Consider the following 11,238-nt stretch of genomic DNA (forward strand, 5'->3'; position numbering starts at 1 on the left):
CCCGGCGCCCGGCGCGAGCGCCACCCGGCCGGCCCCGCCCGGAACCAGCGCGCCCTACGGCCCCGCCCAGCCGGCCGATATCGCGAGCTTCATCTCCGGCTACTACGGCATGCTGCCCGGTAACACCAGCGGCGCGTGGGCCGAGCTGGCACCGTCGTACCAGTCCCAGACCGGCGGCTACGCGCAGTACTCGAATTTCTGGTCGACGGTGTCGTCGGTGCGGGTCGGCGGGGTGACCCAGAGCGGTCCCGGGCGGGCGGTCGCGACGCTCACCTATACGCTGAAGAACGGGACCGTCACCTCCGAGAGCCGCTGGTTCACGGTGGATACGGCCACCGGCCGGATGCTCATCACCGCGTCGGGAACCTGATGCGGAATCGGAAGGAGAGCTCCGGGTGACTGTGGCCGCCGTGCTGTGGGATATGGACGGCACCCTGCTGGATTCGGAGAAGCTCTGGGATATCGGCGTGCGCGAACTCGCCGAGGAGCTCGGCGGCCGGATGACCGACGCCATCCGGCACGCGCTGATCGGCGCCGACGCCCGCAACGCGCTGCGGATCCTCTTCGACGGCCTGGGCCTGGAGCTCGACCCGGCGGCGATGCTGGCGGCGGGCCAGTGGCTGGAGCGCCGGGTCACCGAACTGATGGCCGGGCCCATCCCGTGGCGGCCCGGTGCCCAGGACGCACTGGCTACGCTGCGGACGGCGGGCCTGCCGGCCGCACTGGTGACCAACACCAAGCGGTCGATCACCGAGCTGTGCTTGGAAACGCTGGGCCGTCACATGTTCGACGTCTCGGTCTGCGGCGACGAGGTCGACAGCGGCAAACCCGCGCCCGATCCCTATCTGCGCGCCGCGCGGTTGCTCGGTGTCGCCCCGGAAGAGTGTGTGGCCGTGGAGGATTCGCCGACCGGCTCGGCCGCCGCAGTGGCCGCCGGATGCCGGGTGCTGGTGGTGCCGTGTGAGATCGCGGTCCCGGCGCGTCCCGGACTCGAATTCCGCGAATCCCTGGTAGGCCTCACCGTCGACGAGCTTGCCCTGGTTCACGCCGGCGTCCGCTGACCCGCGCCACCGAGTTCGCCGGTGCGGGCACGGCGCGGAGTCGGCGCGGCCTCGGTGCGTGGTCGGCGCCGCCGCGGCGCTCGGGTGGCACCAGCGGTGCGATTTCGGCGCGCGACGCGACGGCCAGCTTCCGCAGGACGGCGGCTATCTGGGCGTCCACCGTGCGCGCCGAACTACCCCGCCGGTCCGCAATGGCGCTGTTGGTGTACCCGGCCGCCGCGAGCGCGGCGACCTCCTGCTCGGCCGGGGTCAGCAGATCCCATTCCGGTGCGTGCGGTGCGACCGCGAACTCGTCCGGCACGGCGATGTCACAGGCGAGCCGGCTGATCTGCCGCAGTGTCGTGCATACCTCGGTTCCCTCGCGATAGGCCGCGTCGAAGGTGTGCGCACCCACGAGCCGCCGGATTCCGTCCGCCGCGTGGTCGGTCTCCGCCACGAAGGGCCGCAGCTGCGCGATGTCGACGCCGAGCCGGCGGCGCAGCGCCGCGGCGGCGCCGAGCAGCCGCGCGATCTCCACGGCCGTCGTGTGCGGTGCGGCCGCCGGCGGCGCGGCGAGAGTCAGCCGCGCCAGTGCCCATGCCCGCGCGTGGACGGACCACACCACACCCCAGGTGTCGCGTGTCGCGACCTGGCGCGCCAGGGTGGCGGGCCCGGCCGCGGCGGCCCGCCGCGCGTCGCCGTGCAGGGTGTCGGCGATGATCCGCGCGATCTCGGCCCACGACTTCGCCCAGTCCGCGCCCGAATCCGACACCGCCTCGAGGTGGCGGGCGGTCACGGCGAGGGCCTGCTCGGAGGTGCCGAGGAAGGCGGCGGCGAGTGCCTCGAACAGCGCGCTGATCGCCACATGCCCGTAATCCGCTGCGGCGGTGAATTTTTCGCGGGCGCGCGCCAGCAGCACCAGCGCGCGCACATCCTGGTCGACGAGCATCAGCCGGCAGCCGAGGGTGAAGGCCACCGGCGCCGGGAGCGCAATGTCGGCGGTGGGATCGGCGGCCACTCGGGCCCGTGCCGCAGGGTCGGACACCGCGGCCGTCACACAGCGATCGAGTAACGCCTCGGCCTCCTCGGGCAGGCCCTGGCACAGGCAGATCCAGGCGATCGTCGCCATCGCCCGGATCCGCAGCGGCTCGGGCGCCGAGGTGGCGGCGGCCAGCGTCTTCTCGGCGCGGCGCCGTGATTCGCGCAACGAACCCCGGAAGAAGGGGACGTGCAACGCGATCATTCCCAACGCGATCTCCAGCCCGGCCACCGCGTCGTCGGGCGAGTCCAGGCTGCGATCGATGGCGACCAGCAGGTTGTCCCACGACGCCCGCGCCCACTGTGGCAATCGGCCGTCGCCGTCGTCGGTGCTCGTGATGCGGTCGCGGTAGTAGCGGCGGTGCCGGTCCGCGAGCCGCCGCGGCTCGCGCGGATCCCGTTCGGCCAGGCGCTCCCGGGCGAACAGCCGCAGACTCTCCAGCAGCGAATAGCGCACCTCGCGGGCGCTCACATGCACGGTGACCAGCGATTGGTCGGCCAGCCGTTCCAGCAGCTCCTCGATGTCGGCGGCGGCCGGCTCCGCCGCGGCGTCGGGTCCGGCGCACACGGCCACGATCGCGTCGAGGTCGGCTCCCACCTCGAGACTCGGATCGTCCTCGGCGTCGGCCGGATTGACGTCGTATCCGGGCGCGAAAACCGACATCCGCTCGAACAGCAGCCGTTCCCGCGCATCGCACAGTTCGAACGACCACGCGATCACGTCGGTGATACCGCGATGCCGGGCATCCGCGCCGATCACAGTGGCGGGCGGCCAGTGCAGACGGGTGTCGCCGGCGCGGCCGTCGAGATCGCGCAGAATCATGGCCGGTGGCCGCCGCCGCAACCGCGCCGCGGCGAGGCGGATGTGCAGCGGGTAGTGGTGCAGATGCCGGCAGATGGATGCCACCGTCTCGGCGGTGTCCGGGCTCAGCACGGTACCGGTCAGCGCCGCGCGCCGGTGGAACAACTCCTCGGCTTGGCGCTGGGTCAACGGTGGAAGCGGTAGGAGCTGTTCGTCGATCCAGCCGATGGGGCGGCGGCTGGTGGCCAGGACCCTCAGGCCCGGCACCGTCTCGATCAGTTCGGCGATCACCTGACCGGCGCCCTCGGTGACGTGCTCGCAATTGTCCATGACCAGCACCGGGGGCGTGGCGCCGGCATCGAGGGTTTCGATCAGCGCCGGCCACGGTGCCCGCCCGGAGAAGTCGTGGTCGGCGACCGCGCGGACCACCTCGTCGGCGACTCCGGCCGCGTCGGTGCCCGCCGCCAGCCGGGCCAGGCGCACCCAGTGCACGCGCCCCTCGCCGGTCCGCGGCAACCGGTGCACGGCCTCGGTGACCAGGCGCGTCTTGCCCAGACCACCCGCGCCGATCACCGTGATCAGCCGCGCGGGCCCGGAGAGCAGGGTCGCCAGCCGTTCCAGTTCCGGTTCGCGGCCGATGAATTCGTCGGAGGTGGTCGGCACGGTGCCCACCCGCAGTGGCGCCATCTCGCGACCCTACCGTCCGCGCGCGGCGGCCGGACCGGCAGCGGCGCGCCGCGCGACGTTGTGGTGGCGAATATCGCTGGCGCACATGGTTACTCGAGGGTTTGTGAGGTTTCCCAATGATATCCGGGAATCTGCTGTGTAATGGCGCCCGGCAGGTCACAATGATCTTCATGGCGGCGACAGGGGGTTGTGGCAACGTGGGTGCACCGAGCCGGGACGGCGAAACAGCTGGGGCAGAAGGTAGTTCGGAACGGGTCGACGCGGCGGCGGCCCGTCCGGCCCTCGCTGCCGTCGTCGATACCGAGCGCTATCCGCTCGACGCACCCGGCAGCGCCCGGTGGGACGAGGTGGTGCGCCGAGCGCGCGACGACCTCGCCGCCGACGGCTGCACCGTCCTGCCCGGATTCGTGCGCCCCGATTTGCTGGCCACGCTGCGCGACGAGGGCGCCGAGCTCGCTCCGCACGCCTATTACACGGTCGAGAAGGTCAACGCGTACAACATTCCGCTCGACAGCGACCTGCCTCCCGACCATCCGGCCACGATCGTGCTCGAGCGTGGAAACGCCTTCGTCGCGCGGGATCTCATCCCGCCCACCGCGGTGATCCAGGTGCTCTACACGAGCGCGGCGTTCCAGCGATTGGTCTCCGAATGCTTCGGGTTGCCACAGCTGCATGAATACACCGATCCGCTGGCGGGATTGTGTCTCAACGTGGTTGCGCCCGGCATGTCGCATCCGTGGCATTTCGACACCAACGAATTCACGGTCTCGATGCTGACGCAGGAACCGGATGCGGGCGGTGTCTTCGAATACTGCCCGCGCATCCGGACGCCGGAAGCGGAGAATCTGGCCGATGTGCGGGCCGTGCTCACCGGATCGGGCGACTCCTTCATCCGGCGGCTCACGCTGCGCCCCGGCGATCTGCAACTGTTCCAGGGCCGTTTCTCCCTGCACCGGGTCTCTCCGGTGGAGGGCACCACCCAGCGCCACAGCGCGATCTTCGCCTACAGCGACCGCCCGGGCATCGTGGGGGCGGTCGAACGCACCCGGCAGCTGTTCGGGCGGGTTCTTCCGGACCATCTGGCCGCGGCGGGCAATGCCGTACGCGGTGACCGACTTCTCGACTGATCACCCGTTCGACTCAGGAGGATCGCCCGTGACGGTTTCGATGCACAGCACCGGAAAAGCTTCGTTCGACGACATCTACGACCGCCCCGATCCGAGCGCCTACTGCCGCCGGATGGCCGAATTGGACTACTGCATACCGGAATTGGCCAAACCTGCCTTCCTGGAACTGTTCGCCGACTACGAGGCGCGCACCGGCACCGTGCCGACCGTCCTGGACCTGGGGTGCTCCTACGGGGTGAACGCGGCGCTGCTGCGCTTCGGGACCACCGTGGCCGATCTGGCCGAGCACTACGGTGACGCCGATACCGCCACCTGTATCGCCCGCGACCGCGCCCGCCTGGTCGCCGACGACCGGCTGCCCCAGATCCGCTTCATCGGTATGGACGCCTCCGCGCCGGCGTTGGACTACGCGGCGGCCACCGGACTGCTGCACGAGACCGTCCACGCCGATCTGGAGGCGGGCGATCCCACCGAGGCACAGCGCAAGATCATCGGCTCGGCCGATCTGGTGATCTCCACGGGCTGCGTCGGTTACGTCACCGGCCGCACCCTCACACGGGTGGCTCGCGCGCACGGCACCCGGCTACCGTGGATGGCACACTTCGTGCTGCGGATGTATGCCTTCGAACCGATCGCGCGCGAACTCGCCGCCCTGGGGTACCGGACCGAGCGCCGTCCCGGCACCTTCCGGCAGCGCCGTTTCGCCTCCGCCGCCGAACAGCAACAGGTACTGAATACGCTGACCGCCAACGGAATAGATCCGACCGGCTACGAATCCGACGGCTGGCTGCACGCCGAACTCTACATATCCACACCGACCCCCGAGGACCGCCCGTGACCGACCGTACCTTCGCCTTCGACGATCAGCTGCCGCGCGTGCCGCTGCCCACGCTCGACGACAGCTGCGCGCGTTTCCTGCAGTGGTCGCGGCCGCTGCTGTCGGAGGACGAATACGCCGATACCGAGCGCGCCGTGGCCGATCTGCTGCGCGCCGACGGTCCGGCCCGGATCCTGCACGCCGATCTGGAGCGGTTCGACCGCACCCCCGGTGTCGGCAGCTGGCTCGACGAGTTCTGGCCCTCGCGCTATCTGGGCCGTCGCGACCGGATCGCGGTCAACGCCAACTTCTTCTTCCTGTTCCGCAACGACACGCCACTGGCGCAGTCCACCTCGGACCAGCAGGCCGATCGCGCCGCCGCGCTGATCACCGCCGCGGTGAACTACAAACTGCTGCTCGATCGGGAGGAGATCCCGCCGGTCGTGCAACGCGGAGCGCACTTTTCGATGGCGCAGAACAAATTCCTGTTCTCCGAGACCAGGATTCCCGGCGATCCGCAGGACAGCGTGCGCGTGCCCTACAGCGATGAATGGCCGGGCCCGTCGCAGGCGCGCCACATCGTGGTCTTCCACCACGGCGCCATGTTCCGGATGGAGGTCATCGGCACCGGCGGGGCGCCGCATGCCCCGGAGGACCTCGCCGACGGTCTGCGGGCCGTGCTCAAGGCGGCGCCCGATCAGCTGCCCGTCGACTCCTCGGCCGGACATCTCACCACCATGGCGCGGGCCGAATGGGCCGGCGTGCGGGGCCGTCTGCTGGAAGATCCGGTGAACGCGGCGGCGCTGGAGGCGATCGAAACCGCACTGTTCTGCGTCTGCCTCGACGATGTGACCCCCGCCGATCAACTCGCGGCCAGTGACCAGCTGCTGCACGGCGACAGCGGTAGCCGGTGGTTCGACAAGGCGGTCTCGCTGATCGTCTTCGTCGACGGCAGCGCCGGTATCAACGTCGAACACTGCGGACTCGACGGCACCACCATCCTGTCGTTCGTCGACCGGCTGCTCGAGGCTCCGGCCGCCGAGCATGCCGCGCAGTCGGGGGCGCAGCCCCAGGGGCTGCCCTCGGTGGAGCCGATCGAATTCCGGCTCGACGATCGGTTGCGCGGTGAGATCTCCTCGGCCGCAGCCGCATTCGCGCAGTTCGTCGCAGATAACGCGACGACCACGGTGTCGTTCGACCATTTCGGCACGGCCCGCGCCAAGGAGCTCGGCATCTCGCCGGACGCCTTCGCGCAGCTGAGCTATCAGCTCGCCCATCAGCGCAGCAAGGGAATGATCGGGGCCACCTACGAATCGATCGCGACCCGGCAGTATCGCAACGGCCGCACCGAGGCCATGCGCGTGGTGACCCCGCAGATCCTGGAATTCGTTGCCGCCATGGACGATTCGTCGGCCGATGCGGCGACGAAGCTGGCCGCCGCCCGCGCGGCCGCGACCGCCCATGTGGAGCGCGCCAAGCAATGCCAGCGCGGCGAGGCGCCGGAACAGCATCTCTGGGAGCTGCAGTGGGTGCAGCGCCGGCGAGGCGCCGAACTGGGCGCTACGGAGCCGATGCCCTTCTTCGACAGCCCGGGCTGGATCATCACCCGCGACGACTATCTGAGTACGAGCTCGGCGCCTTCGGCGAATATCGAATACTTCGGTTTCGGCTGCACCAGCCAGAAGTGCATCGGCATCGCCTACGTCCTGCTGCCGGATCGCTGGAACATCTACCTCGCGACGCCGAAATCGGTTGCGGAGCAGATGTATCGGTTCGCCGACGAACTGCGGACCGCGGTGTCGGAACTGGAGGAATTGCTCGCCTCCGCCTGATCGGGGACTGCGCCCGAGCCGACCGACACCCGAACCGGGAGACAGGCGGCTCGGGTGCCGGTCGTATCGGGGGGATGGTCGCGGCAAATTGCTGTCGCGCGAGACTGTCTCGGTCACAACGGGTTTCGGTCCACAGGTGCCGTCACCGGAGCGCAGGCTCCGTGCGGAGCGGTCTCGATCCGTGGTGGGCATGCACCCGGATTGCTAGCCTCGTTCCCGTGGTCGACTCGGTGATGCCGCGGTTCGCCTGGCGCCAGGTGACACCGGCGGATTTCGCGCTGCTCGGGCATTGGCTGGCCCAACCGCATGTGCGGCGATGGTGGCATCACGACTTCGACGCCGCATCCGTCGAGCGCGATTTCGGGCCGGCCGCGCGCGGGGAGGTGGCCGCCGAAGATCTGCTCGTCAGTGCCGACGGCGAACCCGTCGGGCTGGTGCAGCGCATTCGCTGGGCGGACTGGCCCGAGTATGTGGAGCAGGTGCGGCCGATACTCGACGTGCCCGGCGAGGCCGTGTCACTGGACTACCTGATCGGCGAGCCGGGGCGGGTCGGCCGCGGCCTGGGTTCGGCGATGCTGCGCGCGGTCGTCGCGGCGAGCTGGGCCGACTATCCGCGCGCCGACTGCATCGTCATTCCCGTCGCCGCCGCGAACCGGGCATCCTGGCGGGCGCTGGAGAAGGCCGGTCTGCGCCGGGTCGCGGAAGGGGAGCTGCCGCCGGACAACCCGATCGACGACGGATGGCATTACATCTATCGCGTCGACCGCCCGCTCGAGGCGCCGGCAGCACCGCCGCCGGGTGCCGGACGGTGATCGCGCGCACGCCGGCGGCAACCGCGGCGCCCCCGCCGATAACCGATTGCGGGACATATGCGGTCGTCTGAAAGAATGGCGTCCCGTGAAGACTTTCGAAACCCTGTTCGCCGAGCTGCAGGATCGTGCGGCCAACCGTCCGGAAGGTTCCGCAACCGTGGCGGCATTGGACGCCGGGGTCCATGCGCAGGGCAAGAAGGTGATCGAAGAGGCCGGTGAGGTGTGGATCGCCGCCGAACACGAGACCGACGAACAGCTGGCCGAAGAGATCTCCCAGCTCCTGTACTGGGTGCAGGTGCTGATGGTGGGCCGCGGTCTGCGGCTCGAGGACGTGTACCGACATCTGTGACGGGTGAGACCCGGGCCGCCACGGCTACCGGGCGAAACGGTTCGACCGCTCCCTGACACCTTTGTCCGCCACCCGTCCCGAAAGGACATCCCATGCTTCGCGTCGCAGTCCCCAACAAAGGCGCACTTTCCGAATCGGCCGTGGAAATTCTCACCGAGGCCGGTTACCGCAAGCGCAGCGATTCGCGCGACCTGTCGGTGATCGACAACGCCAACCAGGTCGAATTCTTCTTCCTCCGCCCGAAGGACATCGCCATCTACGTCGGGTCGGGTCGCCTCGACCTCGGCATCACCGGCCGCGATCTGGCCCTGGATTCCGGCGCCCCGGTGCAGGAACGCCTCGGCCTGGGTTTCGGCCGCTCCACCTTCCGCTACGCAGCCCCCGCCGGACGGGAATGGAAGGTCGAAGACCTCTACGACAAGCGGATCGCCACCAGCTACCCGAATCTGGTGCTGCGGGATCTGCAGCGCCGGGGGATCGAGGCCGAGGTGATCCGCCTCGACGGCGCGGTGGAGATCTCCATCCAGCTCGGGGTCGCCGACGCCATCGCGGACGTGGTCGGCTCCGGGCGCACCCTGCGTCAGCACGATCTGGTCGCCTTCGGCGATTCGCTGTGTGATTCGGAGGCCGTGCTGATCGAGGCCGCCGGCTCCGATCACAGCGACAAGGCCCGCAACCAGCTCATCGCGCGGGTGCAGGGTGTGGTCTTCGCCCAGCAGTACCTGATGCTCGATTACGACTGCCCCAAGGATCTGCTCGACCGGGCCGCCGCGATCACGCCTGGTCTGGAGTCGCCGACCGTCTCGCCGCTGACCGATCCCGACTGGGTCGCCGTGCGCGCGCTGGTGCCGCGTAATCAGGGCAACGACGTGATGGATCAGCTCGCCGACCTCGGCGCCAAGGCGATTCTGGCTACCGATATTCGTTCCTGCCGCGCCTTCTGACCTCGCTCGACGGCGCCGCGGTCATGGATGCGGCACCGTCGCGGCAGCGTCGTCCGGCCAGCCCGGATACGGCGGCGGGGTACCGCCGTAGGCCGGGCACAGCGGGCGGTACTCGCAGAATTTGCAGCCCCACCCCGGCCGCGGCGGGAAATCTCCCTCGCGGCCGGCGGTGGTGATCGCCGCCCACAGCGCCGACACGATGCGCTCGAACCGGACGAGTTCGTCCGCGTCCGGCGCATAGGTCAGGATCTGCCCGTCGCGCAGATACAGCAGCCGCAGCTGGGCCGGGGCCACCCCCCGGGTGCGGTACATGATCAGCGCATAGAACTTCAGCTGGAACAGCGCCTTCTGCTCGGCATCCGGTGCGGGAACGCGCCCGGTCTTGTAGTCGACGACCCGCAACCGGCCGTCCGGCGCGATATCGATGCGGTCGACATATCCGCGCAGCGGCGAGCCGTCCGCCAGCCGGACCTCCACCAGCGATTCACAGGATTCCGGGTCGAATCCGGTGGGGTTCTCGAGGTGATAGTAGTCGCGTACCAGGCGGCTCACCTCGTCGAGAAACGGTGGGAGACCGCCCTGTTCGAGCACCACCTCGATCTCGGGGCGATCTGCCAGCAAACGCTGCCAGGCCGGTTTCACCAACGCCGCGGCCCGCTCCGGAACGCGTTCACCACTGGGTAGCCCGTACAGCGATTCCAGCACCGCGTGCACCACCGTTCCGCGTACGGCGTCGCGTCCGGGTGTTTCCGGAATGCGGTCGATCGCGCGTAATCGGTATTTGAGCGGACATTGTTTGAAATCGATTGCCCGCGAGGGCGACAACGCCGGCCCGCGGGAAACGGCCGGTAATTCGGGCGGGGTCGCCGTCGGTGGTGCGGACATACCTGGCAGGCTATCGGCGGGTACCGACACATTCCGCGGCGCGATACCGCCGCCGGAAATGACGCGCAGGAGAACGGAGATTCATGACGGCCAGACGGACCGGCCCATTCACCACGGGGGACCGGGTGCAGCTGACCGATGCCAAGGGCAGGCAACACACCGTCGTCCTGGAGCCGGGCAAGGAGTTCCACACCCACAAGGGACCGATCCGCCACGACGAGCTGATCGGCGCCGACGAGGGCTCTGTGGTCCAATCCGCCAACGGCACACCGTATCTCGCGCTGCGGCCACTGCTGGTCGACTACGTGCTCTCGATGCCGCGCGGTGCGGCGGTGATCTATCCCAAGGACGCCGCTCAGATCGTGCACGAGGGTGATGTGTTCCCCGGTGCGCGGGTGCTCGAGGCCGGCGCCGGCTCGGGCGCGCTGACCTGTTCGCTGCTGCGCGCGGTCGGGCCGAGCGGCAGTGTGCGCTCCTATGAGATCCGCGAGGACCATGCCGAGCACGCCGTCCGCAATGTCGAGCGATTCTTCGGCGAACGCCCGGACAACTGGACGCTGACCCTGGGCGACGTCGCCGACTACGACGGCGAGCAGGTCGACCGGGTGGTGTTGGACATGCTCAAACCGTGGGACGCGCTGCCCGCGGTATCGCGTGCGCTGATCCCCGGCGGGGTCCTGATCGTCTACGTCGCCACCGTCACGCAGCTGTCGGAAATCGTGGAGGCGCTGCGTCAGCAACAGTGCTGGACCGAGCCGCGGTCCTGGGAGTCGCTGGTGCGGCCGTGGCATGTGGTCGGCCTGGCGGTCCGTCCCGAGCATCGTATGCAGGGGCATACGGCCTTCCTGGTGAGCGCCCGGCGCCTCGCCGACGGTGTGGTGGCGCCCAAGCCGCAGCGGCGGCCC

The 11,238-nt window shown here is 69.6% G+C and carries 10 protein-coding genes and 1 pseudogene; 9 read left to right on the plus strand and 2 right to left on the minus strand.

Annotated features, from left to right (window positions below):
* Window positions 1-370: pseudogene (locus tag NN2_RS37785) on the plus strand (serine/threonine protein kinase); the annotation flags it as partial.
* 25 nt (window positions 371-395) lie between these two features.
* Window positions 396-1,061: an HAD family hydrolase gene (locus NN2_RS19840; RefSeq protein WP_281209162.1), complete on the plus strand. Its 666-nt coding sequence runs from the start codon at window positions 396-398 to the stop codon at window positions 1,059-1,061.
* On the opposite strand, the gene NN2_RS19845 is transcribed toward NN2_RS19840, so the two are convergent.
* Entirely contained in the window at window positions 1,018-3,567 is a 2,550-nt protein-coding gene (locus NN2_RS19845) for an ATP-binding protein (protein WP_063015432.1), read from the minus strand. The two genes, NN2_RS19840 and NN2_RS19845, sit on opposite strands and share 44 nt — an antisense overlap.
* A 170-nt stretch (window positions 3,568-3,737) precedes the next feature.
* Here NN2_RS19845 and NN2_RS19850 point away from each other — a divergent pair, with 170 nt between their 5' ends.
* From NN2_RS19850 to hisG, 6 genes are all read left to right on the plus strand, one after another.
* Window positions 3,738-4,694, plus strand: a complete 957-nt coding sequence (locus NN2_RS19850; protein WP_227462890.1) for a HalD/BesD family halogenase — start codon at window positions 3,738-3,740, stop codon at window positions 4,692-4,694.
* Window positions 4,695-4,722: 28 nt separating this feature from the next.
* Window positions 4,723-5,532 carry a class I SAM-dependent methyltransferase gene (locus tag NN2_RS19855; RefSeq protein WP_197039966.1) on the plus strand — a complete coding sequence of 270 codons (810 nt, stop codon included), beginning with the start codon at window positions 4,723-4,725 and terminating at the stop codon, window positions 5,530-5,532.
* Window positions 5,529-7,343 carry a choline/carnitine O-acyltransferase gene (locus NN2_RS19860; protein WP_063015433.1) on the plus strand — a complete coding sequence of 605 codons (1,815 nt, stop codon included), beginning with the start codon at window positions 5,529-5,531 and terminating at the stop codon, window positions 7,341-7,343. Before NN2_RS19855 ends, NN2_RS19860 begins: the two co-directional genes overlap by 4 nt.
* 218 nt (window positions 7,344-7,561) lie before the next feature.
* Complete coding sequence (locus NN2_RS19865) at window positions 7,562-8,155, plus strand: GNAT family N-acetyltransferase (protein ID WP_245658782.1); 594 nt, start codon at window positions 7,562-7,564, stop codon at window positions 8,153-8,155.
* A gap of 85 nt (window positions 8,156-8,240) precedes the next feature.
* A complete protein-coding gene (locus NN2_RS19870) occupies window positions 8,241-8,504 on the plus strand; it encodes a phosphoribosyl-ATP diphosphatase (protein WP_030518144.1) in 264 nt (87 codons plus the stop codon).
* A gap of 92 nt (window positions 8,505-8,596) precedes the next feature.
* A complete protein-coding gene (gene hisG / locus NN2_RS19875; protein WP_063015434.1) occupies window positions 8,597-9,448 on the plus strand; it encodes an ATP phosphoribosyltransferase in 852 nt (283 codons plus the stop codon).
* 21 nt (window positions 9,449-9,469) lie between these two features.
* On the opposite strand, the gene NN2_RS19880 is transcribed toward hisG, so the two are convergent.
* A complete protein-coding gene (locus NN2_RS19880) occupies window positions 9,470-10,333 on the minus strand; it encodes a RecB family exonuclease (RefSeq protein ID WP_063015435.1) in 864 nt (287 codons plus the stop codon).
* 83 nt (window positions 10,334-10,416) lie between these two features.
* On the opposite strand from NN2_RS19880, the gene NN2_RS19885 reads away from it, so the two are divergent.
* The coding region (locus tag NN2_RS19885; protein ID WP_063015439.1) for a tRNA (adenine-N1)-methyltransferase at window positions 10,417-11,238 on the plus strand (822 nt) is incomplete at its 3' end.

Source organism: Nocardia nova NBRC 15556, from assembly GCF_001613005.1.
In the GTDB taxonomy this organism is placed as follows: domain Bacteria; phylum Actinomycetota; class Actinomycetes; order Mycobacteriales; family Mycobacteriaceae; genus Nocardia; species Nocardia nova.

Coding starts and splice junctions, on each gene's coding strand:
- NN2_RS19850 (WP_227462890.1), top strand. CDS start 3,738: ATGGCGGCGACAGGGGGTTGTGGCAACGTGGGTGCACCGAGCCGGGAC.
- NN2_RS19880 (WP_063015435.1), bottom strand. CDS start 10,333: ATGTCCGCACCACCGACGGCGACCCCGCCCGAATTACCGGCCGTTTCC.
- hisG (WP_063015434.1), top strand. CDS start 8,597: ATGCTTCGCGTCGCAGTCCCCAACAAAGGCGCACTTTCCGAATCGGCC.
- NN2_RS19845 (WP_063015432.1), bottom strand. CDS start 3,567: ATGGCGCCACTGCGGGTGGGCACCGTGCCGACCACCTCCGACGAATTC.